Here is a 25,413-nt window from a genome sequence, read left to right on the forward strand (position 1 = left end):
TGCAACCCCCCTGCGTGGATCGGCGTCCGCGCCTAAGACCGGAGTCATGAGAGCGATGACCTACCGCGGACCGTACAAGATCCGGGTCGACAGCAAGCCGGACCCGCGCATCGAGCATCCGAACGATGCGATCGTCCGTGTCGAGCTGGCCGCGATCTGCGGCTCGGACCTCCACCTCTATCACGGGATGATGCCTGACACGCGGGTCGGGCACACCTTCGGCCACGAGTTCATCGGGAAGGTCGAAGAGGTAGGGGCCTCCGTGCAGAAGCTGAAGGTCGGCGACCGGGTCATGGTGCCGTTCAACATCTACTGCGGCTCCTGCTTCTTCTGCGCCCGCGGGCTGTACTCGAACTGCCACAACGTCAACGCGAACGCGACGGCCATCGGCGGCATCTACGGGTATTCGCACACCACCGGGGGGTACGACGGCGGGCAGGCGGAGCTCGTGCGCGTGCCGTTCGCCGACGTCGGGCCGGCCCTCATCCCCGACGACATCCACCCGGAGGACGCTTTGCTGCTCACGGATGCGTTCTCGACGGGGTACTTCGGAGCGCAGCTCGCCGACATCGACGAAGGCGACAGCGTCGTGGTGTTCGGCGCGGGCCCGGTCGGCCTCGCCGCGGCGCGGTCCTGCTGGCTCATGGGTGCGGGACGCGTCATCGTCGTCGATCACCTGGACTACCGGCTGCGCAAGGCTGAGACCTTCGCGTTCGCGGAGACCGTGCACTTCGGCGAGGTTGACGACGTCGTGCTGACCCTGAAGAAGAGGACCGACGGACTGGGCCCCGACCGCATCGTCGAAGCAGTCGGGGCGGAGGCGGACGGCCACGTGCTGCAGCACGTCACAGCGGCGAAGCTGAAGATGCAGGGCGGGTCGCCGATCGCTCTGAACTGGGCCATCGACTCGGTCCGCAAGGGTGGCACCGTCTCGGTCATGGGTGCGTACGGTCCTCTCTTCAGCGCGGTGAAGTTCGGGGACGCCATGAACAAGGGGCTGACGCTGCGCATGAATCAGGCACCCGTGAAGCGCCAGTGGCCGCGACTGCTCGAGCACATCCGCGCCGGCCACATCGCGCCGAGAGAGCTCATCACACATCGGATCGCGCTGGAGGACATCGCCGAGGGCTACCACCTCTTCTCATCCAAGCTCGACGGCATCATCAAGCCGATCATCGCGACCGTCGCGTAGACCCCAGGAGGACGACATGCCCTACACCGCCGACAAGCCCGGCGCCGCCCATGATGCCGAGGCGCTCAGGGCCCGGATCCCCGGCTGGGGCTCCGACCTCGATCACGCCCAGCGTCCCGCCTTCCCCCGCGAGCAGCCGGGCATCGATACCGGCGCACACTGGGATCTCCCGGAGCAGCAGGTCCAGCGCGGTCCCCGCGAGAAGTCGGTCGAGCATCTCCGGCTGACGCCGGTCTTCGGAACGGCGCAGCCGTTGCGCGGCGCCGCCGGCGTCATCCGTCGGTTCGCGTACGACCGTTACAGTGAGGGCCAGACCGCGCACTGGCTCCTGCTCGTGGTGGGCGACCGTGTCGACGCCGTGAGCGCGCATCTGCGCTCCTTCCTCTCGCGCCGGCCGGATGATCCGATCACCCAGTCGGGAGTGCTCGGCGAGCGTGGCCGACGTCCGATCGCCTCGCGGTTCGGGCGTGGCCGGGTCGATCTCAAGCACGCCTGGCTCGACCCGCTCCTGACCGTGGGGCCGTGGGTGCTCGCGGCGGTGGCCCTGTTCCGGGTCGGCCGCGCGATCGTCCGAGCCGTCGGGGGCCGCGGTCGCTGACGCGTGACGGCGGTCCACGCATTCGCGTGTGCGTCAAATGCTCCGCGCCGCTCGTCTCAGACGTCCCCCGGCGCGAGTTCCCCCTGACCGTCCTCACCCAATTCGGCGATCACCGGGTCCTCGCCCTGCGTCTCCGGCTGCTCTGCGGAGGTCGGCAGGTCGGTGGCGGGCACTTCGTCCGACTCGTCGGGGATCTCCGCCGGGTCGGCTCCCGTCCCGGTGGTCTCGCTGTCGCCGGCCTGCTCCCACTCGGCCTGCGCCGGGTCCTGCGACGGGTCGTCGAAAGACGTCGTGTCGCGTCCCGTGAGCGGCTGGCCCCCCGGGTCGGCGTCACTGGAGGCGGCGGCCACGTCGTTGTCGCTGATGTTCGTCATGGTCGCCACGCTAGGCGCGGCAACCGGGCACCTCAGGGGGCTTGACAACAACCGGGCCGATGTCAACCCGGTGACTCGCGCATGGACGCCCTCGTAGCATCCCGGGCATGGCTATCGAACTGAACCGCCCCGCGCTGCAGAACGCCCGCACGCTGATCCGCGCCGGCAAGGTCGTGCGCGACGAGCGCGACGCCTGGTCGGAGGCCGCGCCCACCGCGGACGAGGAGAACAGCTTCATCGAGGAGCACGGCTGGACGGAGTTCTCGCATTGGCATCTCGGCATCGACAAGGCCGAGAATGCGGAGACCAAGCAGGCGTACTCCTTCCCGTTCGGCGACTTCCGCAAGGTGCACCGCTCCGGCGTGATCTCCGGGGAGAGTCGCGCCGGTCAACACGACCACGACGAGATCCGCGACGAGCTGCGCAGGCTCCTCGAGGTCATCGACGCGGATTGAGCGACCGCCCGGCATGATCCGAATCGGCACCTCCGGCTGGAGCTACGACCACTGGACGGGGGTCCTCTACCCGCCCGGGATGCCGGCGGCAGGGCGCCTCGCGCGCTACACCGAGGCGTTCGACACGGTCGAGCTGAACGCGAGCTTCTATCGCTGGCCGCCCGACGCGCGCTTCGCCTCATGGCGTGAGCGGCTCCCGCCCGGCTTCGCGATGACCGTGAAGGCGCCACGCGGTCTGACGCATGGCAAACGTCTCTACGACCCGGAGGTGTGGCTGGAGCGCATGACACGGGGATGGCGCGCGCTCGGCGACCGCGCCGGCTGCATGATCGTGCAGCTTCCGCCGGACATGCCGCGCGACGACGACCGCCTGGACTACTTCCTCGCGCGGGTACCCGACAGGATGACCGCGGCCGTCGAGCTGCGCCATCCGACCTGGAACGACGACGCCGTCTTCCACCTCCTGGAGCGCCATGGCGCGGCGTACTGCGTCGTGAGCGGCGCGCACATCGCGTGCATTCTGCGTGCGACGGCACCCGTCGTGTACATCCGGTTCCACGGTCCGAGCCACGACCGCCTGTACGAGGGCTCGTACTCCGATGACGACCTCGGGTGGTGGGCCGACCGCATCCGGGAGTGGTCGTCGAGCGGACACGACGTCTGGGCGTATTTCAACAACGACGGGCACGGCCACGCCGTCCGCAACGCCCTGACGCTGCGCCGTTTCCTCGGCGCGTGAGGGCTCAGGCCTCTGTCTGAGCCGTCTCCTCCGCGAGTTCGTCGGTCGCGGCGTGCTCGAACTGGGCGCGGTACAGACGCCAGTAGGCACCCTCGGCGGCGATGAGCTCCTCGTGCGTGCCCTTCTCGACGATGTCGCCGTGCTCCATCACGAGGATGAGGTCGGCGTCGCGGATCGTGGAGAGGCGGTGCGCGATGACGAACGAGGTGCGCCCCTCGCGGAGCGCGGCCATCGCGTGCTGCAGCAGCAGCTCGGTGCGGGTGTCGACCGACGAGGTGGCCTCGTCGAGGATCAGCACCGACGGCTGCGCGACGAACGCACGCGCGATCGTGATCAGCTGCTTCTCACCGGCCGAGACGTTGGACGCCTCCTCGTCGAGGACCGTGTCGTACCCGTCCGGGAGCGAGTGCACGAACCGGTCGACGCGCGTCGCGGTCGCGGCATCCACGATCTCCTGATCGGTCGCCGACTCGCGGCCGTAGCGGATGTTCTCGCGGATGGTGCCGGCGAACAGCCACGGATCCTGCAGCACCATGCCGGTGCGGGAGCGCACGTCGTCGCGGGTGAGTTCGGCGATGTCCTGCCCGTCGAGGAGGATGCGGCCGCCGTCGAGCTCGTAGAACCGCATGATGAGGTTCACGAGCGTCGTCTTGCCGGCGCCGGTCGGTCCGACGATCGCGACCGTCTGCCCGGGTTCGACGCGGAACGACAGGTCGGTGATGAGCGGGTGCTCCGGCGCGTAGGAGAACGACACGTTCTCGAACTCGATGACGCCCTGCCCGTCGACGGCGGCCGGCGCGTCGAGGGCATCCGGCTCCTGCTCGTCGGCGTCGAGGAGCTCGAACACGCGCTCCGCCGACGCCGTGCCGGACTGGATGACCGCCGCCATGCCGCCCAACTGCGAGAGCGGCTGGGTGAACTGCTGCGAGTACTGGATGAACGCCTGCACGTCGCCGAGACGCAGCTGGCCGCTCGCGACCATGAGCCCGCCGAGCACGGCGATCCCGACGTAGGTCAGGTTCCCGATGAACATCATGCCCGGCATGATGACGCCGGAGAGGAACTGCGCCTTGAAGGCGGCTTCGTAGAGTTCCTCGTTCTCGACCTGGAACTTCTCCCGCGAGTCGACCTCGCGCCCGAAGACCTTCACGAGCGCGTGCCCGGAGAACGACTCCTCGACACGGGCGTTGAGGCGCCCGACCTTCTGCCACTGCGTGTTGAACGCCTTCTGCGAACGGGGTCCGATGACGCCGAAGATGACCGCCATGAAGGGCAGCGAGACGAGGGCGACGAGGGCGAGCTGCCACGAGATCGAGAACATCATGATGAGCACGCCCACGACCGTGAGCACCGAGGTCACGACACCGGAGAGGGACTGCTGCATCGTCTGCGTGATGTTGTCGATGTCGTTGGTGACGCGCGAGATCAGCTCGCCGCGCTGGACCTTGTCGAAGTACGACAGCGGCAGGCGGTTGATCTTCGTCTCGACCGACTCGCGCAGCCGCCACATCGTGCGGACCATGATCACGTTGATGACGTAGCCCTGGATCCAGCTGAGGAACGACGACACGACGTAGATCGCGAGCACGGCGACGATGACCACACGGAGCGCCTCGAAGTCGACCCCGGCGCCGACGGTGAAGTCGCTCATCGCGGCGATCATGTTCGCCAGGTCGGTCTGGCCGGCGCCGCGGAGCGCGTCGACGACGACCTCCTGCGACGTGCCGGCGGGGAACTGCTCCGCGAGGGCGGTCGAGGCGACGCCCTCGAAGATGAGGTTCGTCGCCTCGCCGAGGATCTTCGGCGCGATGACGGCCAGCACGACACCGAGCGCGCCGAGCACTGAGACGAACACGAACGCGAGGGCGTGCGGCTTCAGCAGGCCGATCAGTCGGCCGAAGCTCTGACCGAAGTTCGCGGCCTTGCCGGGCTTGACGCTGTCCCAGTCGCCCGAGTTCTGACGTGCCTGTTCGGCGAGTTCGAGGTCGCGGCGCTCGTCCTCGGTCAGGTTCTCCGTGGCGGTCATGCTTCCACCCCCAGCTGCGACTCGACGATCTCGCGATACGTCTCGCTCGTCTCCAGCAGCTCCTCGTGCGTGCCGACGCCGACCATCCGGCCGTCCTCCAGCACGACGATCCGGTCCGCGTCGGTGATCGTGGACACCCGCTGCGCGACGACGATCTTGGTGACCTCTGGCAGCTCCCGCCACAGCGCCTGCCGGAGGCGTGCGTCGGTGGCGAGGTCGAGTGCGGAGAACGAGTCGTCGAACACGAGGATGTCGGGCTGGTGCACGATGGCGCGCGCGATCGCGAGGCGCTGACGCTGGCCCCCGGACACGTTCGTGCCACCCTGCGCGATGCGCGCGTTCAGCCCGTCCTCCATCTCCTCGACGAAGTCACGGCCCTGCGCGATCTCCAGCGCCGCCCACAGTTCGTCGTCGGTCGCCTCCTCGCGACCGAACCGGAGGTTCGAGGCGACCGTGCCGGAGAAGAGGAACGGACGCTGCGGCACGAGCCCGATCCCCTTCCACAGCCGATCGAGGTCGGCCTCGCGCACGTCGACCCCCCCGACGCGGACGGCGCCGCCGGTCACGTCGAACAGGCGTGGGATGAGGGAGATCAGCGTCGTCTTCCCGGAGCCGGTGGATCCGACGATCGCGACGGTCTCGCCGCGCCGCGCCTCGAAGGTGATGCCCCGCACGACGGGGGATTCCGCACCGGGGTAGGTGAACTCGGCGTCCGCGAAGGCGACCGTTCCGGGCGCCGGGAAGTCGCTCACCGGGTTCTCGGCGCGCGTGAGGGTGGACTCGCTCGCGAGCACCTCGCCGATGCGTTCGGCCGACACGGCGGCGCGCGGGATCATGATCGTCATGAAGCTCGCCATCAGGACCCCCATGAGGATCTGGGCGACGTACTGCATGAACGCGAAGAGCGTGCCGATCTCGACGTTGCCGGCATCCACCTGGATCGCACCGAACCAGATGACCCCAATGACGGTGACGTTCAGGACGAGCATCGCGACGGGGAAGAGCAGGACGAAGAGCGACCCGACCTTGCGTCCGACGACCATGATGTCGGTGTTCGCGACGGCGAACCGCTCCTCCTCGATGCGCTCGCGGACGAAGGCGCGGACGACCCGGACGCCGGTCAGCTGCTCGCGCATCACGCGGTTCACGGCGTCGAGCTTCTCCTGGAAGCTGCGGAACAGCGGGACCATGCGGCTGATGATCAGGAGGACGAACGCGAGGAGCAGCGGCACCGCGACGGCGATGAGCCAGCTCAGGCCGACGTCCTGCTGGAGCGCCATGATGATGCCGCCGATCGCCAGCAGCGGTGCCGTGACGAGCATCGTGGCGCCCATCATGGCCAGCATCTGCACCTGCTGCACGTCGTTCGTGTTGCGCGTGATGAGCGACCCCGGGCCGAAGCGCGAGACCTCGCGCTCGGAGAAGCCGCTGACCTTCTCGTACACGTCGCGGCGGATGTCGCGGCCCGCCGCCATCGCCGCGCGGGCGGCGAGGTAGGTCGCGATGATCGACGCGACGATCTGACCGAGCGAGATGCCGAGCATCAGGACGCCGGTCGACCAGATGTAGCCCGTGTCACCGCGTGCGACACCCTTGTCGATGATGTCGGCGTTCAGCCGCGGGAGATACAGCGACGCGACCGCCGCGACGAACTGGAAGGCCAGGACGCCGAGCAGCAGCCAACGGTACTGCGCGAGGTATTTGAGGAGGATTTTGCCGAGCACGAGCTCTCCGAGAATGTCGATCCGACCCGAAAGCATCGCAGAGCGGTGCGCGGGTGTCTACCAGCAGTCTCGCACGCACCGCCGACACGCGGCGCGTCGGCGTGGAGTCAGTCGTTGCCGCTGGCCGGCGGCGGGCCGAGACGCTCGACCGCCTCGAAGAAGCCGTCGGGCACGGCGGCCTCGATCAGCGCGGGTAGTGCGGCCAGCCGCTCCAGCGAGCTGACGCCGACGACCGTCGTGTCCACGAGCGGATGCCGCAGTGAGAACTGCAGCGCGGCGGCGGCCAGCTCGACCGACCACTCCGCCGCGAGCTCGCGGACGCGGGACAGGTGCGCCGCGAAGGCGGCGGGCATCGCGTGGTAGCCGTACGTGTCTGAGCCGTTCGCGAGCGTGCCGCCGCCGAACGGCGCCGCGTTGAACACCGTCATCCCGAGCTCCCGCGCCCGCACGAACGTGGGCTCGGCCGAACGGTCGACGAGGGTGAAGCGGTTGTGCGAGAGGACGACGTCGAAGACGCCGGTTTCGACGTACTCGTGCACCTGGGCCATCGTCCCGGAGGCGATCCCGATCGCGCCGATGGCGCCTTCCTCGCGCAGGGCCAGCAGCGCGGGCACGGCCCCGCCGGAAGCCATGGCCTCGTCGAAGCCGATCGTGTACGGGTCATGCAGCTGGTAGAGCGGGAGGGAGTCCAGGCCCAGACGCTCGAGCGATTCGGCGAGCGATCGTCGCACGCGGTCGCCGTCGAAGACGCCGGTGTCGCCGTCGCTGTCGGCCTTGGAGTAGACGAGCTTCCCGGCCGGCAGCCCTCCGGCTCGCCGGATCGCCTCGCCGAGGGCCGCTTCGCTGCGGCCGCCGGCGTAGTTGTTGCTCGTGTCGACGTTGCCCAGGGGCGAGGCCAGCAGCGCATCGGCGAGGGTGGCGGCGCCGGGACGGGTCCCGAGCGACGAGGCGCCGAGCGTGACCGGGGTGGTGACGGCCGCGTTCACGCGTCGTCGTCCGCGCGAGCGGGCGGCTCGTCGAGGTCGACGTCCGGCGTCGCCAGAGCACCGCCGTCCATCTCGTCGCGCACCGCATCGTCGACGGTCGGGGCGCCCTGCCCGTCGGCGACCGGCGTGCCGTGTTCATCGAGGCCGCCCGCCGTCGGCTCATCGTGTTCCTTCGCGTGATCGCTCATCGCGGCATCCTCTCCTCGGTGTGCTCCGTGTTCAGGACGATAACGCGGACAACGGCATGGCGCGCGGGGGTTGAGGCGCCCACCTCGCCGTGATAGCGCCTGACCCGCCGCCGGCACCGCTGCGTCGAACGGAGACCGGGATCAGACGACCGGGTCAGGCACCGCGTGCGCCGGGATGCCGTGCGGTCGGTGCGCGAGGCGATCAGGGCTCTGTCGACGCTGGACATCGTCGACGTCCGGCACGGTCATGGCACATACGTCGGCGCCATGTCCCTCGACCCTATGGTGCAGGCGCTCGTGTTCCGTGGCGTCTTCTCCCCCGACGGGACCCTCAATGCGCTGCGCGAGGTCGTCGAGGTGCGACTCGCCCCGGACCTCGCACTCGCCGAGACGATCGTCGGCGGCGCTGTCGGCGAGGATGCCGCGGAGCTGTCCGCGCTCGTGGACGAGATGGTCGAGAAGGCCTCCCGCGGCGAATCGTTCCTCGAGGCCGACCGCGCGTTCCACACGAGGCTCGTCGCCGTGACGGGGAACCGGCTGGCGGTGCAACTGGTCGCAACGTTCTGGGATGTCCACACCGCCGTCATCCCGGAGCTCGGCATCCCCGTGCCGGAGGACATCCAGCACACGGCCGAGGCGCACGGCATCATGCTCGCCGCGCTGCGCGGCGACGTCGCGGGCTACCGCCTGGCCGTCATCGAGCACTACCGGCCGTTGCAGCGTTCGATCTCCGCCGCCACGGCCTGAATCGGCGCCTTCCTGCCGGATCGATCCGCGCCGGGCTGAGCCGCGCCGGGGTCGATCCGCGCCGGGCGGGAAGCGCCGGGTTGAGCCGCGCCAAATGGCGGGTTCCGGGGATCGCTCCTCGCCATATGCCGCGGATGAACCGACGGGATGCCGTTCATCGGCGCCGAACGGCGGGTGGATGGCGCGGGCACACGCATTTCGGCGCGGATGAATTCGGCGTGGGGTGCATCCAGCCGGCGCGCCGCGCCGGAATACCTTCATGACGCCCGGCACAGGAGCTCGGACGCATCTCACCGAAGGAGCTGAACGATGAAGAACCGAGTCCGCTTCGCCGTCGCCGCTGTCGCGGCCGCCGCGTTGACACTCACCGCCCTGCCCGCCCAGGCGTGGGGCGGCTCCCCCGCCCGCGGGACGATCGTCGACGTGGCCGTGGCCGCCTCCGGCGGGGGCACCCCCGACACGAACCCCTACGACTACGACCTGCTCGTGCAGGCTGTCGTCGCGACGGGCCTGGACGGGGCGCTGTCCGACACCAGTACGACGTACACGGTGTTCGCACCGAACGACCGGGCGTTCATCCGCCTCGTCACCGACCTCACGGGTGTGAAGCCCGCGAGCGAAGCGGCGGCGCTGACGACGATCACGAGCGCCTTCACGATCGATCAGATCGCCGACATCCTGCTGTACCACGTCGTGGCGGGCAAGAAGCTCGGCCCGGTGAAGGTGCTGACGTCGAAGTCGCTCACGATGGCCAACGGCGGCATCGTCAAGCCGCGCGGCATCACGCTCCGCGATGAGACGACGGCGCTGCGCGATCCGCGCCTGGTCCTCTGGGCGATCAACATCCAGGCGTCGAACGGGGTCATCCACACGATCGACCGGGTGCTGGTACCCGCCGGCTGATCAGATCGGCGCTCCCGCCACGGCGATCACGGCCCGGTTCGCCGTGGCGGGTCCGCGCGGTGGACGAAGACGTCCACCGCGTCGCCGCGATAGTGGAACCGGATGACGCTGCCGTCGGGCAGCCCCGTCGCGAAGTCGGGATCCACGGCCGGCCAGGCTCCGATGTCCGCCATCAGCTCCCCCTCGCGCGGCACGCACTCCTCCCATAGAAGCGCGGAGTGCTCGATGAGGAACAGGCACGGATTGCCGAAGCTGTCCACGAACGACCACGGCCGCACACCCCGGAAGGTCTCGTACGCAGTGAGGCTCGACTCGTCGACTCCGAGGAGACGGGACACGGCACTCGCCGGGCCGTCGGCTCTCTCCAAGGTGGCATCGGGGCGCGCCTGCGTCAGCCACCCGACCGCGTAGGCGCCGCCGACGACCGCGGCGGCGGTTCCGGCCGCCAGCCCGATCCGACCCCAGCCCTCCCGCGTGACCCTCATGGCACCTCCTCCGGCGTCAGGCGCCGGACCTCCACGGTCTCGCCGCGCAGGAGGAAGCGCACGCTTTCACCCGGCGCCAAAGACCCGTGACCCGTGGTGTCGACATAGAGGTCGACACCGGACGGGACGCAGAGCCGATCCACGACATCCCCGCGCGCTCGGCGGACCGCGATCAGGCAGGGCGCGTCGAAGACGTTTCGCGCGGACCACAGCTCGATGTCCTGATAGGTGTCGAATCCGCGGAGCGTCGACAGGTCGATCTCCATCTCCGACGCCCCGCGCAGCTCCCCACGGTCGAGGGAGTACTCCTGGCCTTCCGACGCGAGCAGGGCGATCAGCGCACTGTCCGCCGCGTCGCCGGTGGGGCGAAGGATGGCGTCCGGTCGCGGTCCCGAGAGGAGGAACGCGGCGGCCACGCCCCCGATGGCGGCGCCGAGGCCGACGGCGAGAGCGCGGGCGACCCACGGCCTCACCGAGGAGGCGGGCTCGCCTGCCGGCGCGGCGGAACGCTCGGCGTCTCCCTCTGCAGCGGGCGCGGCGACCCCGGTGGGAACCGCGGCGGGAACCCCGGGGGCGGCAGCGGTCTCAGCACGCTCGGGCATCGCCGGCGCCGCGAGTCGCCTGCGAGCGGTCTCGAGTTCGGTGAGCCGTGCCAGCGCGACGGGGTCATCCGCGATGTCGGGATGCGGACCGTAGGCGCGGGCACGCAGGGTGCGCAGCTCGAGGTCGGCGTCGGAGGTCGGTGTCTTCTCGGCCATCAGCGCACCGCCCCGCTGTCGCGGTGCGCGCGCCGGCCGCTTCGCCCGTGCGACTCTCCCCGTGCACGGCGACCGCTCCCGCTGCCCCCCGGGCGGTGGAACTCGCCCATAGGGCGGAAGCTACTCCTCGCGCCGCCGCGGCACCATGGCCCCCGCAACCGGCGGAACTCCCGTCGCGGGGGCGACCGGCTGCCGGAGGATGGTCCGGAGCTTCTCGGGAGCCGTCCGGCGGGCGTCGCTGAGGTAGATCTCGTGGTGTCTTCCCACCATCCGCAGCGAGCGCGCGGGGATGAAGACGTGATGCATCTCCTCGAGGACGGGACCTTCGTCGTCGTAGGGCCCGAGGTGGAGCGTCTGGACGACGGTCCCCTCGTCGAGGGATTCGAGACGGATGGCGTCGAGCGCGGGCCCGCCGCCGCTCCGGCGCACGGTCTCGCGCACCGCATCCACGTGCTCGGCGGTGAGCCACTCCGGCACCAGGATCATGACGGTCCAGTTCCACTGGGACTTGGCCCGCGCCGCGGTGAACGCGTCCATGTCGCGCGCCCACCACAGCGCTTCGAGAGGCATCACCGTGTAATCGCGATCCAGCTCCCGCTTGCTGAAGAACTTGAGCTTGTACGCGACCGGATAGATCGCGGCGAGCGCCTCCGCGTAGGTCTGAGAGGTGTTCGGGTCGCCGTGACCGTCGATCATGAGGTACTGCAGCATCGGCACCGTGACGACGTCGAACCGCCCGCGCGCCGCGGAGTAGCTCGCGATCTCCTTCTTGAGGTCGACCTTCATCCGCTCAGTCGGCCGGTGGCTGCCACAGTTCGATGGGGAGCCCTTCCGGATCGTGGATGCGCGCGAACGTGCCGTAATCCTCGGTGTCCCACTCCGGGCGCCGCTCGACCGGGATGCCGGCGGCCTCGAGCCGCGCGGCGAGCGCGGTCAGGTCGGTCACGCGCAGGTTCAGCATGAACGCCTGGTCGGCGGCGAAGTAGTCGCTCGTCTCGGGGAACGGCGCGAACACCGTCATCCCGGCATCCTGCTGCCAGATCCCGTCGTGACCTGCGTGGATGCCGAGGTGCTCGCGGTACCACGCGGCGCGCTCCTCCGGATCGCGACTGCGGAAGAAGATCCCGCCGATCCCCGTCACGGTCATGGCCGCCTCCTGTGCTCAGCTGCCATGATCCCCGGCGTCGCAGCGAGCGTCAACGCCGCGCGGCCGCTCCTTGACATGCAAGCATCCACTTGCCTAACATCTCCTCATGGCGGATGTGCACGCGGATGTGTACAAGGCGCTCGCCGATCCGACGAGACGCGCACTGCTCGACCAGCTGATGGAGCGCGACGACCAGACACTGTTCGAACTGTGTTCGAGCATCGCCATGAAGCACGGCCTGACCCCGACGCGCCAAGCCGTGTCCCAGCACCTCGATCTCCTCGAGGCGGCGGGCCTCGTGCGCACGCAGAAGCGCGGTCGCTTCAAGCTCCACACCATCGATACGTCACCGCTCGCGCAGATCGCGGAGCGGTGGCCCGCACGGAAGGCCTCATCATGAAGCTCCAGACGGTCAGCATCTTCGTCGACGACCAGCAGCACGCCCTCGAGTTCTACACCGGCACCCTCGGGTTCGCGCTGGCGGCGGACGTCCCCCTCGGCGAGCATCGGTGGCTGACGGTGGTCGATCCCGACCGGCCCGACGCGACCGAGATCTCGCTCGAGCCGAAGTCACATCCGGCCGCCGTCGCGTTCGCCGAGGCCCTGGCCGCGGACGGCATCCCGATGTGCGTGCTGAGGGTCGACGATGTGCACGCGGCGCACGAGCGGCTGGCCGCCGCCGGTGTCGCGTTCACCCAGCCCCCCACCGCGTTCGGACCCGTGACGATCGCCGTGCTGGACGACACCTGCGGGAATCTGCTGCAGATCGCCCAGTACCACCCGGGTGCGGACTACCAGGCGTAGGCCTCCGGCGCCTGGCCGCCCGGCCCGGGGAACAGCTCGTCGAGCGCCTTCAAGTCATCCTCGCTCAGCTGGATCTCGAGCGCCGCGACGGCGGACTCGAGCTGCGCGATCGTCCGCGGCCCGATGATCGGCGCCGTCACGCCCGGCTGGTGCAGCAGCCAGGCGATGCCGAGGGATGCCGGCGCCCACCCGCGCTCGCGGGCGAACGTCTCGTAGCCGTCGATCTGCTCCTGGCGCTCCGCACGGGCCGACGTCGTCCAACTGCCGGCCGACCGGCCGCTCGCATCCGTCGAAGGACCGCTGAGCAGCCCGCCGCCGAGCGGCGACCACGGCAGGATCCCGAGGCCGTAATTCCGCGCCGCCGGGATGACCTCCAACTCGATCGAGCGCTGAGTCAGGTTGTAGAGGGACTGCTCGCTCACGAGCCCCAGGAAGTGGCGCTGCGCGGCGATCTCGTTCGCCTGCGCGATGTTCCAGGCGGCGAAGTTGGAGCTGCCGGTGTAGACCACCTCGCCCCTCGCGACCAGGACCTCCATGGCCTGCCAGAGCTCGGCCCAGGAGATGTGGCGGTCGATGTGGTGGAACTGGTACAGATCGATGCGGTCGGTCTGCAGCCGCTTCAACGACCCGATCGCCTCGCGGCGCACCTGCCACGCCGACGCCCCACGCGCGTTGACGACGTCGCCGTCGTCCGTGGGGTCGACCATGGGCGAGTGCACTTTCGTCGCGAGCACGATGTCGTCGCGGACACCGGGACGGGCGGCGAACCAGCGTCCGAGGATTTCCTCGGTCGCGCCGCGGCCGCCCCGGCCGCCATACCCGTTCGCGGTGTCGAAGAAGTTGACGCCGAGCTCGAGCGCCCTGTCCATGATCGCGAACGCGTCCTCCTCCGACGTGCGATCGCCGAAGTTCATCGTGCCGAGCGCGATGCGCGAGACCGAGGTGCCGGTGCGGCCGAGGGTGGTGTAGGTCATGGCGGTGGGCATCGATGTCACTCCCTGTATCGGTGGCGACGCGAGCGACACCCGCGTCGAGACGGGCTGCGACAGCCCGGCATGCGGTCCTATCGTCGCACCCTCAGCGACCACCGGGGCCGATCCGGCGAGCACCGCCCCCGGCTGCCTCGACCCTCAGCGAAGGACGGTGCGGATGGCTTCGACGGCGAGCGCGTGGTCGTCCTCGGACGACAGCCCGGAGATCGTGAGCGCCGCCACGACGCCGGCTCCGCGCACACGGATCGGGACCGATCCGCCCGTCACCGCGACCTCACGCGCCTCGAGCCAGCCGCCCTGGACGGGGTCGAACCCGGCCGCCGCCATCCGCGCGGCGAAGAGGGCCGAACTCGTGTCGAAGCGGAAGACGACCGCGCTCTTCCGCCGGATCCAGTCGTCCTGGTCGACGGTCACCCCGGCCAGGGCGGTGCGGAACAGGATCATCCCCGTCGGGCGCCGGATGTCGATCGCGACGCCGCTCCCCCGCTCGACGGCGAGCGCACGGACGGCCGTACCCAGCGCCCACGCCTCCTCGACGCCGAACCGGGTCCATTCGAGCTCGGACTCCTGCGCTGCCAGGACGGTCACGTCATCCATCGGTCTTCCTCTCTCCGTCGCGTCGTCAGCCGACGGGGTAGTCCACGAAGGCGAAACGCGTGCCGTCCGGCGACCAGCTGTTCACGTTGATCGTGCCCTGACCGCCGTCGAGCTCGACGGCGACCGTGGCATCCTCCCACGCGTCCGCGTCGGCCGCGCCGTCGACGAGGTGCAGCCGCACCTCGCGGTCCGCCGGGTGACCGGTGGTTCCGGGCGGGAAGCTGAGGTAGACGGCGAAGCGGCCCGTGGGATCCAGGTGCGGGAACCAGTTCACCCGGTCATCGAAGGTCAGCTGCTCCAGACCCGTGCCGTCGGGCCGGATGCGGGCGATCTGGGCGTGCCCGGGCGTTGCGGAGAAGCGCTCCGTGTTGAAGTACACCCACTCGCCCGTCGGATCGAACTCCGGGCCGTCGTCGGGGCCACGCCCGGCCGTCACGGCGCGGTCGCCCGCCCCGTCGACGCCGACGATGTGGAGCGTCCCGCTGTCCCAGCCGTCCTCGGGGTCGAGCGCGACGTACGCGAGACGCTCCCCGTCAGGGCTCACGCCGTGCAGGAAGTGCCAGTGCGCCGCCGGAGCCGTGACGCGGCGCACCGCTCCTCCGCCGACCGGTGCGGCGTACAGGTGACCGTCGTTGGCGGACATGTAGACGGTGGCGCGGTCCGGGGAGAGGACATGGTCGTTGTTGAGCTCGGGAAGACCCTCGAGCAGCACGATCGAGGGCGGCGTCGACCCGTCGGCGGGCATGCGCCACAGCAGGCCGTCCCCGTTGAGGACGAGGTCGCCGGTGCTCGTCCAGTTGGGCGCTTCGAGGAGCACCGCGTGGTCGACGTGGACGACGCGCGAGGTTCCCGAGCGGACATCGAAGACCTGGATGCGGGAGACCTGGCCCGCTGCCAGCGATCGCGAGAAGCCCATCAGAGGGCGCCCAGCTGCCGGCGGGCCTCGTCGATGGTCGCGAGGATCGAGGCGGTCTCGGCATGCGTGTGCAACGGGGACTCGGCGCGCCCCTCGCCGACGAACCGGGCGAGGGCTGTCGCCTCCCAGGCCAAGCCGTCCATGAGCGAGACGCCGGTGTCGTCGGTCCAGCGGACGGGTGGCTCGAAGAGGTCCGCCGAGCGCAGCGTGAGGCCGGTCGGGATGTGGAACGGGCCGTCGATCTCGATCCGCGCATCGGTTCCGCAGATCGTCGCCAGCGTCGGGGTCTTCGTCAGGATCGACGTCATCAGCGTCGACTGCTCGACTCCGTGCCCCAGTACGACGGTCGACGTCGCGTCGACGCCCGATGCGGTGAGCGAGCCGACGGCCGTGATCGAGGTCGGGTCGCCGAGCACCATGGAGTCGAGTTGGATCGGGTAGATGCCGAGGTCGAGCAGCGCACCCCCGCCCGTCCCCGGAACGAGCAGCCGGTGGGAGGGGTCGTCGGCGAGCGGCTGGCCGTGGTCGGCCATGACGGAGGTGATGTCGCCGAGGATGCCTTCGGCGGCGAGCGCGCGGATCATGAGGGCCTGAGGCTGATAGCGGCTCCACATCGCCTCCATGAGGAAGACGCCCGCTGCCTGCGCCGCGGACGTGAGCCGTCGTGCATCCGCGGCGGTCGTGGCGAGAGGCTTCTCGATGAGCACGTGCTTGCCTGCCGCGATGACCTGCAGGCCGAGCGCGAGATGGTCGATCTGCGGGGCCGCGATGTAGACGACGTCCACGAACGGATCGTCGATGAGCGCGTCGACGGTCGCGTGCGCCGTGTGGATGCCGTGCGCCCGCGCGAACTCCTCCGCACGCTCGGGCCGCCGGGCCGCCACCGCGACCACGGTCTGCGCGGTGTGGGCTCGCACCGCGTCGGCGAAGAAGCCGGCGATCCATCCGGCGCCGATGACACCCCAGCGCAGGGAGGGCTCACCTCGTCCGGGCAGGAAGAGCTCAGGTTCGGGGAGGGTTCTCGGCAGCATCGGCGTCCCTTCGATCGACGGTGATGCGATGACTTTAGCATTGTAAAAGAAATCTCGCCATGACTTCGCACAATCTTTGACAATGCTGAAAATTGAGCGTAGCTTCTCACGCCAAGGCGATCCACCGAGGTGTCGCCGTTGACGAAAGGGACCGAGGATGTTCCGTTTGAAGGCCACAGCAGCCCTCGCCGTGATCACGGCGCTCGCACTCGCCGGCTGCGCCGGCGGAGCGACAGAGGCGACGGGAGAGTCGGGCCGGGGCGACCGACTGACGCTCGTCGCGATCGCCGCCCCCACGAGCTACGACATCGGGCAGGGCGCCGAGTACGGCAATCGCAGCCCGTACTTCCAGGCCGTGTTCGACACCCTGCTGCAGAAGGACGCCGAGGGCGAGATCATCCCGTGGCTCGCGACCGAGTGGGAGTACGACGCGGACAACACGACCCTCACGCTCACGCTGCGCGACGACGTCACCTTCACCGACGGCACCCCCGTCGATGCCGAGGCGGTCGCTGCGAGCCTCGAGCACTTCCGTGACGGCACCGCGCCGCAGGCCGCGACGATGGCGGGCAAGGAGTTCACCGCCGTCGACGACACCACCGTCGAGATCGCCCTCCCCGCTCCGGACCCCTCGCTCGTGAACCTGCTCTCGATCGCGCCCGGCCTGATCCAGTCGCCGGCCACGTTCGACGACCCGGAGGCCGCGACCAACCCCGTCGGGTCCGGCCCCTACATCCTCGACGCCGCGTCGACGGTCACCGGCACGACGTACAATTACACCGCGAACCCGGACTACTGGAACGCCGACGCGATCAAGTACGACAACCTCACGATCAACGTGATCGACGACCCGACCGCCGCGCTGAATGCGATGAAGGCGGGCGAGGCCAACGGTCTCCCCCTCGTCAACAACGACACGATCAGCGAGGTCGAGGCATCCGGCTGGACGATCTCCTCGAACGAGCTGGACTTCCACGGCATCCTGCTGCTGGATCGCGCCGGAACCATGGCCCCGGAGCTGGCCGACGTGCGCGTCCGGCAGGCGATCAACATGGCGTTCGACCGCGAAGCGCTCCTGCAGGCGCTGCAGGCCGGATACGGCACGCTGACCGAGCAGGTCTTCCCGCCGACGTCGGTCGCGTTCGACCCCGCGCTCGATGACACCTACCCGTACGACCCCGAAGCCGCCCGGCAGCTGCTGGCCGATGCCGGCTACCCGGACGGGTTCACGCTGAGCATGATGTCGACGCCGGCCTTCCAGACGACGTTCGACCTCGTCGGCCAGCAGCTCGCCGACATCGGCGTCACCGTGAAGTACACCGACCCGGGCGTCGGCAACTTCATCACCGACATGCTCGCGCCGAAGTACCCCGCGACCTGGATGTCGCTCGAGCAGAACCCGGACTGGCAGCTGATCAACTTCATGCTCGCCCCGGGGGCCACCTTCAACCCGTTCGACAGCCAGGATCCACAGGTCGACGAGTACATCCGCGCGATCCAGCTGGGCACGGCCGACGAGGCGGAGCAGGCGACGAAGGACCTCAACGCCTACATCACCGAGCAGGCCTGGTTCGCGCCCTGGTACCGCAAGCAGGGCAGCTTCGCGCACGATGCCGACACCGCGCTGGAAATGTGGCCGACCAACTCCTACCCGTCCCTGTTCGGGTTCTCCCCGAAGGGCTGACCCGACGCTGTCGCGGTCGATCGCGGCGCCGCGCCGATCGCCATGCCGATCAGGCCGGCGCCGCGATTCCCTTGCGCTGGGCGGTCAGCAGCGGCACCGCCTCGTCGCCGAGCCGCACCGCCGGGTCGGCGGCGAGCGAGCGCAGGTTCTCGATCGCGCCGGAGAGCAGCGCGACGGCGTCCAGCCGGTCGTCGAGGAGGGCCTGCAGCTGGAGGCCGTCGGAGACCGCGATGAGCCGCTGCGCCTCTGCGGCGGCGTCGACGGACGCCGGGATCGCACCGGCGGCCTGCTCGGCCTCGATCGATTCGATGAGGCCGCTCGCGACCTGCTCGTACCGATGCTGGAAGAACCCGTGCGCGACGTGGTCGGGCGCGATGGCCTCCGCCGCGAACGAGTGCAGCAGATGCACGAGCCCGGGGACGTAGAGGTTGAGGCGCACGTGCTCGACGAGGAAGTCGAGAGGGCGGTCGGGGCTCGCCTCCGCGACGCGCGCCGCCTGCGTGTCCGCGTCCCAGCGCTCGATGACGGCCTGGAGCAGCCCGTCGCGCGACCCGAAGTAGTACACGAGGTGCGCGGCTTCGACCCCGCTGAGCCGCGCGATCTCGCGGAGGCTCATCCGGCGGAACCCCGCACCGGCGATCGCATGCATCGCCGCCGTGACCATCTCGTCCCGACGGGCGACGCCCTTCGCGTACGCCGGCTCCCTCATCGCTCCACTCTAGAACGCGGAGCTGCCGGCCGATGGTTTCGCTGCGTCGCCCTGCGGATACTCCGCCCACGAGCACTGCGTCAACCCCGTGGGGTCCGGCATACCGATGTGGAAGCCTCACCACATGGCGCCCTTGGAAGAGCTCTGGCTGGTCCGGCATGGAGAGAGCGTGGGCAACCTCGCGGCGACCCGCGCCGAGGTCGAAGGGCAGGAGACCATCCCGCTCGAGTGGCGCGATGCCGACGTGCCGCTCTCGGACACCGGCGTCGAGCAGGCGCAGGCACTGAGCACCCGCCTGCGTGCCGCCGACCCCGCGCCGCAGGTCGCGTGGGTGTCGCCATACGTCCGCGCGCAGCAGACGTTCGCGTTGGGAACGGCGGACGGCCCTGCCATCCCCGCGGTCTTCGCGGACGACAGGCTTCGCGACCGGGAGCTCGGCATCCTCGACCTCCTGACCCGCAACGGCGTCGCGGCGCGGCATCCGGAAGAGGCGGAGCGTCGCGCGCACCTGGGCAAGTACTACCACCGTCCGCCCGGTGGCGAGTCGTGGGCCGACGTCGCGCTGCGACTGCGGTCGTTCCTGCGGGATGCTTTCGACTCCCCCGCGACGGTCGGACTCATCGTCGCGCACGACGCCGTCGTGATGCTGCTGATCGCCATCCTTCGGCGCATGGATGAGGCCGAGCTGCTCGGATTCGCGGCGACGAACACGGTGCTCAACGCATCGGTCACCCGACTGCGGCGCGACGGCCGGGAATGGGCGCTCGCGGAGTTCTCGAACGTCGACCATCTCGAGCGCGCGGGCGCTGACGTGACCGTGCACCCCGGGAGCCCCGATGTCGAACCCGAGTGATCCCATCCCGGTCACGCGCGAGCTGCTGCGGGACTGGGGGCTGCCCGACGCGGGCGACTCGAAGAACAGCCGAGGCCGCGTCGTCGTGGTCGGAGGTTCGGGACTGTCGCCCGGCGCCGTGCGTCTCGCCGGCGAGGCCGCGCTCCGCGTCGGAGCCGGAAAGGTCGGAGCCGCGGTGTCGCCCGAGATCGCCGATGTGATCCGGATGAGCTTCCCCGAAGCCGGCGTGTTCGAACTCGGACCCCGCGGGCGCAAGGCCGAATCGACGCTGGCGGCCGAGCTCATCGCGGCGGACGCCGTCCTCATCGGACCAGGGTTCGACGACCCGCGGGAGACCCTCGCCCGACTCAGAACCATCGCCGCGTGCGACGTGGCGTGCCTCGTCGTCGACGCGTTCGCCGTCGCCGCCATCACGAACGTGCGCCGCGCGACGCTCCCCGACATCCTGATCGTGAATGCCAACCTCGATGAAGCCTCCATCCTTCTCGGGCGCGAGCCGGAGGACATCCCGGCAGACGTCGCCGAGATCGCACGGACCCACCGCGCGATCGTCAACTGCTACGGGGTCGTCGCATCGCCGGACGGCGATGTCTGGGAGGTGCGGGGCGGTGGGCCGGGACTCGGCACCGCCGGATCGGGCGATGTCCTCGCCGGCGCCATCACAGGATTCGCCGCCCGGGGACTGACGCCCGTCCGGGCCGCCGCGTGGGGCGCGTGGACGCATGCGCGCGCCGGCGATCGGCTGACCGAGCGGCTCGGGCTGGGGTTTCTCGCCCGCGAACTGGCGGGCGAACTCGCTCAGGCCGTTCGGGAGGTGTGAGCGGGGATCGCGGCCGGCGGCGTCAGGCGCCGAAGGCCTCCCAGTGCCCCTCCGAGACGACACGGACGTCACCGTCGACGACCGCGATCGCCGTCTGATCATCGATCGCGTACGCCGGGCCGGGGATCTTCGCCGCCCACCGCCGGGCCGCCTCCAGGGTGTTCTCGTCCCAGCCCGGGTAGTCCAGGTGCGGGAAGATCGCGAAGTCGACGACGCCGAGCGTTTCATCGCTCTCCCCGGGCTTCCAGTCGACGAACTCGGGGCCGATGCGCGGCGTCATCACCATGCTGCCGGCGCTCACGCCGACCCAGACCTTGTCGCCCAGCGAGGGAAGGAGATCGGCGAGGCCCGACGCGCGCATCCAGTGCGCGAGGTAGACCGCCTCGCCGCCGTCCACGAGGAGGACGTCGGCGTCCTGCACCCACGGCATCCATCGGGACTCCTCGAGACTCGGCAGGGCCGTCAGCTCGAGCACGCCGACGGACTTCCACCCGAGGTCGACCAGGCCGACCTGGTCGGGCCATCGGCCGGCGGTCGACATCCACACCGACTCCGGCGAGCACTGCGGCTGCCCCCACTGCGCGGTCGGTATGAAGAGGGCGCCGCTCTCCTCGATCGGCTTGCCCAGCATGTCGAGCAGGGCATCGCGGATGGCGTCGTTGGTGACGCCGCCGGAGGTGAGGAGCAGCTTCACAAGGGCCTCCCGAGGGTCGGATCCGTTCGCGCGGGAGAGCCCGCATCGCCACGATACGGCGCTGCGGGCCCTGCGCGAAGTGCCGGCTCCGCCTCACAGCCGCTGGCCGCCCGACGCCTCGATGCGCTGGCCCGTGACCCAGCCCATCCGGGGATCGACGATCGCCGAGACGGCCGCGCCGATGTCGTCCGGCTCGCCGATCCGCCCCATCGCGACCGTCGGCAGGATCATGTCGCGGTAGGCGGCGTTGTCGCGGATGCCGCCACCGCCGAAGTCGGTCGCCGTGGCACCCGGGGCGACGACGTTGACGCTGATGCCACGCGGGCCGAGCTCCTGCGCGAGGTAGAGCGTCCAGGTCTCGACGGCGGCTTTCATCGAGGCGTACACCGAATAGGCCCCATTGGCCGGGAAGCGCGTGAGCCCGGTCGACGTGTTCAGGATGGCGCCCCCGTCGGCGATCATGGGCTCGAGTTGCTGCGTGAGCAGCACGACGCCGGTGAAGTGGACCGCGACCAGCGCGTCGATCTCGGCACGCACGATCGCCCCGAAGGGCGTGTTGCCCGCGAAGCCCGCGTTGTTGACGAGGACGTCGATGTCTTCACGACCCCACGCCGAGCGGAGCGTCGCACGAAGCTCCTCCGCGAACGGCGCGAAGGTCTCCGGCGAGGTCGTGTCGAGGGCGAGCGCCACGGCGCGGCGCCCCTGTGCCTCGATGGCCGCGACGACGTCGGCGGCGGCATCCGCGTTCGACTGGAAGGTGAGGATGACGTCGGTGCCGGCGGCGGCGAGAGCGAGGGCGGCTGCCCGGCCGAGGCCGCGGGATCCGCCGGTGATGAGGGCGATACGTGAAGTGGTCATGGCTCCACGCTCCCCGACCGAGGCGGCGCCGACCAGGCAGTGCTGATCGTGGGATCGGCGGTCCCTTGCTGGGCATCGACGGGTCGACGAGCATGGAGCGGTGGACAGAGAACAGCTCGCGGAGTTCCTCCGCCGGCGCCGCGATGCGCTGCAGCCCGAAGATGTCGGACTCTCCCGCGGCCCGCGCCGGCGCACGCCGGGCCTCCGGCGGGAGGAGGTCGCGCAGCTAGCGATGATGTCGACCGACTACCTCAACCGCCTCGAGCAGGGGCGGGGCCCGCAGCCGTCGACGCAGATGCTCACGGCGCTCGCGCGCGCCCTCCACCTCAACGTCGCCGAGCGCGACCATCTCTTCCGGCTCGCGGGACACGCCGCCCCCGACCGCGTGGGCACGACCTCGCACGTGTCGCCGGGGATGCTCCGCATCCTCGACCGCCTCCAGGACACTCCCGCCCAGGTCGTCGACGAGCTCGGCGAAGCGCTGCTCCAGACCGGCCCCGCGAAGGCGCTCCTCGGGGATCTCTCCGGCCTCACGGGTCTGTCGCGGATGGTCGCCTACCGATGGTTCACCGAGCCGGCCTCACGGGAGGTCTACGCCCGCGCCGATCACGAGGAGCGCGAGCGCACGTTCGTCGCCGAGCTCCGCGGCGCGTACACACGTTTGGGAGAGGGCTCGCGGGCGGGGCAGGCGGTGCGGGAGCTGCTCGCGACGAGCCCGGAATTCGCGCGGCGGTGGGCTGAGCACGAGGTCATGGAGAAGCATCCGACGACGAAGCGCTTCGTGCATGCCGAGGTCGGCGAGCTCACCCTGGACTGCCAGACGCTGCTCGACACCGAGACGGGGCAGCGGCTGCTCGTCTTCACCGCGACACCCGGCACAGCGGATGGCGAGAAGCTCGCGCTGCTGTGCGTGATCGGTACGCAGAGCATGTCCGGGTCGGCCGCGGTGAGCTGACGCCGCGGCCGAGGCGTCAGCCCAGCCGTCAGCCGAGGACGGCGGCGGTCTCCCGCAGCGGTGCGGTGCCGACCTGCTCGAGACCCGTCTGAAGGACGATCACGCCCCGCGGCGGGATCTCCGCGATGTCGCCGATCGGCTCGCCGCCGCTGAGGATCTCCCCGCCGCGCGCCACCGTGATCGGCTCGTCGGTGCGGTTCGCCAGGAAGACGAAGCGGGCGTCGGCGCCGATGCGGACGATGACCTCGAGGTCACCGCGGGCCGCACGGACGTCGCCGCGGAGCGCCGCGACGTCGTCCGCGAGGCCGCGCAGCACCTCTCGGGCACCGTCGCGGCCGATGTCGGCGGAGACGTAGGTCGCGGTCCCCGTGCCGACTCGGCGGCGCGTCACGGCGGGGGCGCCGGAGAGGTCGCCGTCGGCGTACGCGTCGAGGACCTCGACGTCGTGGTCGACGCGGGTGATCCGCTCCGTCCAGGTGGAGGCGGTGGCACCCGATGCCAGCGCGATGCGCTCGCCCGGAAGGAGCGGCACGAACTCCTCGACCGTGACGCCGAGGAGATCGCGGAGGGCACCGGGGTATCCGCCGAGCCAGACGCGGTCGTGCTCGTCCACGATGCCGGAGAAGTAGGTGGTCACGACGTGCCGCCCGTCACGGACGACGTCTTCCAGGCGCGCCCGCAGCTCGTCGGTGACGATGTGGAGCATGGGGGCGACGACGACCTCGTAGTCGTCGAAGGACGCGCCGACCGGGAGCACGTCGGCGCGGACGCCGAGGTCGAGGAGCGCCCGGTACCACCCCTGCACCTCGACGTCGTAGGCGATCCGATCGCTGGGGTGCGAGTCGCGCCCGCTCACCCACCACGATTCGTAGTCGAAGAGCACCGCGACGCGTGCCTGTTCGCGGTGCGATCCGGTGACCGGAGCGAGCGCATCCAGCTCCGCACCGAGCTGCACGACATCGCGGAAGACCCTGCTGTCCGGCCCCGCGTGCGGGACCATGCCCGAGTGGTACCGCTCGCCGCCGGCGCGCGACTGCCGCCATTGGAAGTAGCAGACCGCGTCCGCGCCATGACCCACGTGCGTCAAAGCGTCCCGGATGAGCTCGCCGGGGCGCTTCGGCGTGTTGGCGGAGCGCCAGTTCACCGCGCTCGTCGCGTGCTCCATGAGGAACCAGGGCCGGCCCGCGGCGAGGTTCCCGGTCAGGTTCGCCCAGAAGGAGAGGTCATCCCGGCCGGCGGGGCCGGGGACGAGGTAGTGGTCGTTGGAGACGAAGTCGACGTCGCCCACCCAGCTCGCGTAGTCGATCTCGCGCACGTTGCCGGCGACCATGAAGTTCGTGGTCCGCGGCACATTGGGGCTGATCTCGGCGAGCACGGCGGCTTCCGCGCGGAGGTGGTCGCGAACGGCGTCCGAGGAGAAGCGCTCGAAGTCGAGCTGCTGTCCAGGGTTCCGCTGCGTCGGCGCGACGCGAGGCGGGAGGATCTCATCCCACTCGCTGTACCGCTGCGACCAGAACGCGGTCCCCCACGCGTCGTTGAGCGCGTCGAGCGTCGCGTACCGCTCCTGCAGCCAGATCCGGAACGCCCGCGCGGCGTCGTCGGAGAAGTCGTACAGGTTGTGGCACCCGAGCTCGTTGGAGATGTGCCATGCCACGAGGGCGGGGTGCTGCGCGTACCGCTCGGCGATCACGCGGGTGAGCCGCAGCGCGTAGTCGCGGAAGATCGGCGACGTGGGCCGCCAGTGCTGCCGTGCCCCCGGCGAGAGGATCGTTCCATCGACGGTCTGCGGGAGCACCTCGGGGTGGAGCCGCGTCAGCCACGGCGGCGGGGAGGCGGTCGCCGTCGCGAGATCGACGTCGATCCCGTGTTCGTGCAGCAGATCCATGATCTCGTCGAGCCACGCGAAGTCCCACTCGCCGGGACGCGGCTCCAGGTGGGCCCAGGAGAAGATCGCGAGCGACACGACGTTGACGCCGGCCTCGCGCATCAGCCGCATGTCGTCGCGCCACACCTCGCGCGGCCACTGCTCCGGGTTGTAGTCCGCGCCGTATCGCATGCGCCCCGCCCCGAGAGCGCCGTCCTTCACCCAACGCCGTGTCTGCCCGCCGTCCATCGTCATGCTGTCATCGTAAAGTAAAAAACGTGCATATGCACTATTTTGGTGCCAGGTCGCTACGC

At 70.2% G+C, this 25,413-nt stretch carries 29 protein-coding genes; 12 read left to right on the forward strand and 17 right to left on the reverse strand.

From position 1 onward, the window contains the following. Positions 1-46: 46 nt before the first annotated feature. Positions 47-1,192, forward strand: coding sequence for a zinc-dependent alcohol dehydrogenase (locus QZL85_RS06820; RefSeq protein ID WP_295575235.1), 1,146 nt, complete (start codon positions 47-49; stop codon positions 1,190-1,192). Between the two features lie 16 nt (positions 1,193-1,208). After that, entirely contained in the window at positions 1,209-1,790 is a 582-nt protein-coding gene (locus tag QZL85_RS06825; RefSeq protein ID WP_295575237.1) for a hypothetical protein, read from the forward strand. 56 nt (positions 1,791-1,846) lie between these two features. On the opposite strand, the gene QZL85_RS06830 is transcribed toward QZL85_RS06825, so the two are convergent. Then, positions 1,847-2,164 (reverse strand): sugar ABC transporter ATPase, encoded by a 318-nt coding sequence (locus tag QZL85_RS06830; RefSeq protein ID WP_295575239.1) that lies wholly within the window; start codon positions 2,162-2,164, stop codon positions 1,847-1,849. A 107-nt stretch (positions 2,165-2,271) separates the two neighbouring features. On the opposite strand from QZL85_RS06830, the gene QZL85_RS06835 reads away from it, so the two are divergent. Next, positions 2,272-2,619 carry a hypothetical protein gene (locus tag QZL85_RS06835; RefSeq protein ID WP_295575242.1) on the forward strand — a complete coding sequence of 116 codons (348 nt, stop codon included), beginning with the start codon at positions 2,272-2,274 and terminating at the stop codon, positions 2,617-2,619. A gap of 13 nt (positions 2,620-2,632) precedes the next feature. Further along, a complete protein-coding gene (locus QZL85_RS06840) occupies positions 2,633-3,358 on the forward strand; it encodes a DUF72 domain-containing protein (RefSeq protein ID WP_295575246.1) in 726 nt (241 codons plus the stop codon). 4 nt (positions 3,359-3,362) lie between these two features. Here QZL85_RS06840 and QZL85_RS06845 read toward each other — a convergent pair whose 3' ends face one another. From QZL85_RS06845 to QZL85_RS06860, 4 genes are all read right to left on the reverse strand, one after another. Next, positions 3,363-5,384, reverse strand: coding sequence for an ABC transporter ATP-binding protein (locus tag QZL85_RS06845; RefSeq protein ID WP_295575249.1), 2,022 nt, complete (start codon positions 5,382-5,384; stop codon positions 3,363-3,365). Beyond that, complete coding sequence (locus tag QZL85_RS06850; RefSeq protein ID WP_295575250.1) at positions 5,381-7,108, reverse strand: ABC transporter ATP-binding protein; 1,728 nt, start codon at positions 7,106-7,108, stop codon at positions 5,381-5,383. The genes QZL85_RS06845 and QZL85_RS06850 overlap by 4 nt, the downstream gene beginning before the upstream one ends. A gap of 107 nt (positions 7,109-7,215) precedes the next feature. Next, on the reverse strand, positions 7,216-8,094 hold the full coding sequence (locus tag QZL85_RS06855) for an aldo/keto reductase (protein ID WP_295575252.1): 879 nt from the start codon (positions 8,092-8,094) through the stop codon (positions 7,216-7,218). Beyond that, entirely contained in the window at positions 8,091-8,282 is a 192-nt protein-coding gene (locus QZL85_RS06860; protein ID WP_295575254.1) for a hypothetical protein, read from the reverse strand. The genes QZL85_RS06855 and QZL85_RS06860 overlap by 4 nt, the downstream gene beginning before the upstream one ends. 165 nt (positions 8,283-8,447) lie before the next feature. Between QZL85_RS06860 and QZL85_RS06865 the strand changes: the two genes are divergently transcribed. Both QZL85_RS06865 and QZL85_RS06870 read left to right on the forward strand, forming a co-directional pair. Next, positions 8,448-9,029, forward strand: coding sequence for a FadR/GntR family transcriptional regulator (locus QZL85_RS06865; RefSeq protein ID WP_295575256.1), 582 nt, complete (start codon positions 8,448-8,450; stop codon positions 9,027-9,029). A 309-nt stretch (positions 9,030-9,338) separates the two neighbouring features. Then, positions 9,339-9,932 (forward strand): fasciclin domain-containing protein, encoded by a 594-nt coding sequence (locus QZL85_RS06870; protein ID WP_295575259.1) that lies wholly within the window; start codon positions 9,339-9,341, stop codon positions 9,930-9,932. 26 nt (positions 9,933-9,958) lie between these two features. Here the strand turns inward: QZL85_RS06870 and QZL85_RS06875 are convergent, their stop codons facing one another. The 4 genes from QZL85_RS06875 to QZL85_RS06890 all read right to left on the reverse strand — a co-directional run bounded on the left by QZL85_RS06875 (position 9,959) and on the right by QZL85_RS06890 (position 12,322). Next, a complete protein-coding gene (locus QZL85_RS06875; RefSeq protein WP_295575261.1) occupies positions 9,959-10,417 on the reverse strand; it encodes a hypothetical protein in 459 nt (152 codons plus the stop codon). Beyond that, positions 10,414-11,175 (reverse strand): hypothetical protein, encoded by a 762-nt coding sequence (locus QZL85_RS06880; RefSeq protein ID WP_295575264.1) that lies wholly within the window; start codon positions 11,173-11,175, stop codon positions 10,414-10,416. The genes QZL85_RS06875 and QZL85_RS06880 overlap by 4 nt, the downstream gene beginning before the upstream one ends. A gap of 120 nt (positions 11,176-11,295) precedes the next feature. Further along, complete coding sequence (locus QZL85_RS06885) at positions 11,296-11,961, reverse strand: GyrI-like domain-containing protein (RefSeq protein WP_295575266.1); 666 nt, start codon at positions 11,959-11,961, stop codon at positions 11,296-11,298. Between the two features lie 4 nt (positions 11,962-11,965). After that, positions 11,966-12,322, reverse strand: coding sequence for a VOC family protein (locus QZL85_RS06890; protein WP_295575269.1), 357 nt, complete (start codon positions 12,320-12,322; stop codon positions 11,966-11,968). A gap of 106 nt (positions 12,323-12,428) precedes the next feature. On the opposite strand from QZL85_RS06890, the gene QZL85_RS06895 reads away from it, so the two are divergent. Next, a complete protein-coding gene (locus tag QZL85_RS06895) occupies positions 12,429-12,722 on the forward strand; it encodes a helix-turn-helix transcriptional regulator (RefSeq protein WP_295575272.1) in 294 nt (97 codons plus the stop codon). Next, positions 12,719-13,126, forward strand: a complete 408-nt coding sequence (locus QZL85_RS06900; protein WP_295575274.1) for a VOC family protein — start codon at positions 12,719-12,721, stop codon at positions 13,124-13,126. Before QZL85_RS06895 ends, QZL85_RS06900 begins: the two co-directional genes overlap by 4 nt. Here QZL85_RS06900 and QZL85_RS06905 read toward each other — a convergent pair. The 4 genes from QZL85_RS06905 to QZL85_RS06920 form a co-directional block, all read right to left on the reverse strand. Further along, complete coding sequence (locus tag QZL85_RS06905; RefSeq protein WP_295575276.1) at positions 13,114-14,100, reverse strand: aldo/keto reductase; 987 nt, start codon at positions 14,098-14,100, stop codon at positions 13,114-13,116. The genes QZL85_RS06900 and QZL85_RS06905 overlap by 13 nt on opposite strands. A 156-nt stretch (positions 14,101-14,256) precedes the next feature. Beyond that, positions 14,257-14,715: a heme-degrading domain-containing protein gene (locus QZL85_RS06910; protein ID WP_295575279.1), complete on the reverse strand. Its 459-nt coding sequence runs from the start codon at positions 14,713-14,715 to the stop codon at positions 14,257-14,259. A gap of 25 nt (positions 14,716-14,740) precedes the next feature. Beyond that, positions 14,741-15,631, reverse strand: coding sequence for a biopolymer transporter Tol (locus QZL85_RS06915; RefSeq protein WP_295575282.1), 891 nt, complete (start codon positions 15,629-15,631; stop codon positions 14,741-14,743). Then, positions 15,631-16,662 carry a Gfo/Idh/MocA family protein gene (locus QZL85_RS06920; RefSeq protein ID WP_295575285.1) on the reverse strand — a complete coding sequence of 344 codons (1,032 nt, stop codon included), beginning with the start codon at positions 16,660-16,662 and terminating at the stop codon, positions 15,631-15,633. The genes QZL85_RS06915 and QZL85_RS06920 overlap by 1 nt, the downstream gene beginning before the upstream one ends. Before the next feature lie 157 nt (positions 16,663-16,819). On the opposite strand from QZL85_RS06920, the gene QZL85_RS06925 reads away from it, so the two are divergent. Continuing rightward, the gene (locus QZL85_RS06925) at positions 16,820-18,346 is read left to right on the forward strand and encodes an ABC transporter substrate-binding protein (RefSeq protein ID WP_295575288.1); all 1,527 of its coding nucleotides are present in this window, start codon (positions 16,820-16,822) and stop codon (positions 18,344-18,346) included. 49 nt (positions 18,347-18,395) lie between these two features. Here QZL85_RS06925 and QZL85_RS06930 read toward each other — a convergent pair whose 3' ends face one another. Next, the gene (locus tag QZL85_RS06930) at positions 18,396-19,055 is read right to left on the reverse strand and encodes a TetR/AcrR family transcriptional regulator (protein WP_295575291.1); all 660 of its coding nucleotides are present in this window, start codon (positions 19,053-19,055) and stop codon (positions 18,396-18,398) included. A gap of 124 nt (positions 19,056-19,179) precedes the next feature. On the opposite strand from QZL85_RS06930, the gene QZL85_RS06935 reads away from it, so the two are divergent. Both QZL85_RS06935 and QZL85_RS06940 read left to right on the forward strand, forming a co-directional pair. Further along, positions 19,180-19,908, forward strand: a complete 729-nt coding sequence (locus QZL85_RS06935; RefSeq protein WP_295575295.1) for a histidine phosphatase family protein — start codon at positions 19,180-19,182, stop codon at positions 19,906-19,908. Next, positions 19,892-20,728, forward strand: coding sequence for an ADP/ATP-dependent (S)-NAD(P)H-hydrate dehydratase (locus QZL85_RS06940; protein ID WP_295575298.1), 837 nt, complete (start codon positions 19,892-19,894; stop codon positions 20,726-20,728). The genes QZL85_RS06935 and QZL85_RS06940 overlap by 17 nt, the downstream gene beginning before the upstream one ends. A gap of 22 nt (positions 20,729-20,750) precedes the next feature. Here QZL85_RS06940 and QZL85_RS06945 read toward each other — a convergent pair whose 3' ends face one another. Next, complete coding sequence (locus QZL85_RS06945) at positions 20,751-21,422, reverse strand: Type 1 glutamine amidotransferase-like domain-containing protein (protein ID WP_295575301.1); 672 nt, start codon at positions 21,420-21,422, stop codon at positions 20,751-20,753. 93 nt (positions 21,423-21,515) lie between these two features. Beyond that, entirely contained in the window at positions 21,516-22,280 is a 765-nt protein-coding gene (locus tag QZL85_RS06950; protein ID WP_295575304.1) for an SDR family NAD(P)-dependent oxidoreductase, read from the reverse strand. 100 nt (positions 22,281-22,380) lie between these two features. Here QZL85_RS06950 and QZL85_RS06955 point away from each other — a divergent pair, with 100 nt between their 5' ends. Beyond that, entirely contained in the window at positions 22,381-23,235 is an 855-nt protein-coding gene (locus QZL85_RS06955; protein ID WP_295575306.1) for a helix-turn-helix transcriptional regulator, read from the forward strand. A 28-nt stretch (positions 23,236-23,263) separates the two neighbouring features. Here QZL85_RS06955 and QZL85_RS06960 read toward each other — a convergent pair whose 3' ends face one another. Next, positions 23,264-25,354 (reverse strand): beta-galactosidase, encoded by a 2,091-nt coding sequence (locus tag QZL85_RS06960; protein WP_295575309.1) that lies wholly within the window; start codon positions 25,352-25,354, stop codon positions 23,264-23,266. Between the last annotated feature and the right edge of the window lie 59 nt (positions 25,355-25,413).

Origin of the sequence: uncultured Microbacterium sp. (assembly GCF_900078385.1) — a bacterium.
Classification (GTDB): domain Bacteria; phylum Actinomycetota; class Actinomycetes; order Actinomycetales; family Microbacteriaceae; genus Microbacterium.

Excerpts from the sequence above, each read along its gene's own strand:
- QZL85_RS06820 (WP_295575235.1), top strand. The coding sequence starts at position 47 with ATGAGAGCGATGACCTACCGCGGACCGTACAAGATCCGGGTCGACAGC.
- QZL85_RS06825 (WP_295575237.1), top strand. The coding sequence starts at position 1,209 with ATGCCCTACACCGCCGACAAGCCCGGCGCCGCCCATGATGCCGAGGCG.
- QZL85_RS06830 (WP_295575239.1), bottom strand. The coding sequence starts at position 2,164 with ATGACGAACATCAGCGACAACGACGTGGCCGCCGCCTCCAGTGACGCC.
- QZL85_RS06835 (WP_295575242.1), top strand. The coding sequence starts at position 2,272 with ATGGCTATCGAACTGAACCGCCCCGCGCTGCAGAACGCCCGCACGCTG.
- QZL85_RS06840 (WP_295575246.1), top strand. The coding sequence starts at position 2,633 with ATGATCCGAATCGGCACCTCCGGCTGGAGCTACGACCACTGGACGGGG.
- QZL85_RS06845 (WP_295575249.1), bottom strand. The coding sequence starts at position 5,384 with ATGACCGCCACGGAGAACCTGACCGAGGACGAGCGCCGCGACCTCGAA.
- QZL85_RS06860 (WP_295575254.1), bottom strand. The coding sequence starts at position 8,282 with ATGAGCGATCACGCGAAGGAACACGATGAGCCGACGGCGGGCGGCCTC.
- QZL85_RS06870 (WP_295575259.1), top strand. The coding sequence starts at position 9,339 with ATGAAGAACCGAGTCCGCTTCGCCGTCGCCGCTGTCGCGGCCGCCGCG.
- QZL85_RS06875 (WP_295575261.1), bottom strand. The coding sequence starts at position 10,417 with ATGAGGGTCACGCGGGAGGGCTGGGGTCGGATCGGGCTGGCGGCCGGA.
- QZL85_RS06880 (WP_295575264.1), bottom strand. The coding sequence starts at position 11,175 with ATGGCCGAGAAGACACCGACCTCCGACGCCGACCTCGAGCTGCGCACC.
- QZL85_RS06885 (WP_295575266.1), bottom strand. The coding sequence starts at position 11,961 with ATGAAGGTCGACCTCAAGAAGGAGATCGCGAGCTACTCCGCGGCGCGC.
- QZL85_RS06890 (WP_295575269.1), bottom strand. The coding sequence starts at position 12,322 with ATGACCGTGACGGGGATCGGCGGGATCTTCTTCCGCAGTCGCGATCCG.
- QZL85_RS06895 (WP_295575272.1), top strand. The coding sequence starts at position 12,429 with ATGGCGGATGTGCACGCGGATGTGTACAAGGCGCTCGCCGATCCGACG.
- QZL85_RS06900 (WP_295575274.1), top strand. The coding sequence starts at position 12,719 with ATGAAGCTCCAGACGGTCAGCATCTTCGTCGACGACCAGCAGCACGCC.
- QZL85_RS06905 (WP_295575276.1), bottom strand. The coding sequence starts at position 14,100 with ATGACCTACACCACCCTCGGCCGCACCGGCACCTCGGTCTCGCGCATC.
- QZL85_RS06910 (WP_295575279.1), bottom strand. The coding sequence starts at position 14,715 with ATGGATGACGTGACCGTCCTGGCAGCGCAGGAGTCCGAGCTCGAATGG.
- QZL85_RS06915 (WP_295575282.1), bottom strand. The coding sequence starts at position 15,631 with ATGGGCTTCTCGCGATCGCTGGCAGCGGGCCAGGTCTCCCGCATCCAG.
- QZL85_RS06920 (WP_295575285.1), bottom strand. The coding sequence starts at position 16,662 with ATGCTGCCGAGAACCCTCCCCGAACCTGAGCTCTTCCTGCCCGGACGA.
- QZL85_RS06925 (WP_295575288.1), top strand. The coding sequence starts at position 16,820 with ATGTTCCGTTTGAAGGCCACAGCAGCCCTCGCCGTGATCACGGCGCTC.
- QZL85_RS06930 (WP_295575291.1), bottom strand. The coding sequence starts at position 19,055 with ATGAGGGAGCCGGCGTACGCGAAGGGCGTCGCCCGTCGGGACGAGATG.
- QZL85_RS06935 (WP_295575295.1), top strand. The coding sequence starts at position 19,180 with ATGGCGCCCTTGGAAGAGCTCTGGCTGGTCCGGCATGGAGAGAGCGTG.
- QZL85_RS06940 (WP_295575298.1), top strand. The coding sequence starts at position 19,892 with ATGTCGAACCCGAGTGATCCCATCCCGGTCACGCGCGAGCTGCTGCGG.
- QZL85_RS06950 (WP_295575304.1), bottom strand. The coding sequence starts at position 22,280 with ATGACCACTTCACGTATCGCCCTCATCACCGGCGGATCCCGCGGCCTC.
- QZL85_RS06960 (WP_295575309.1), bottom strand. The coding sequence starts at position 25,354 with ATGACGATGGACGGCGGGCAGACACGGCGTTGGGTGAAGGACGGCGCT.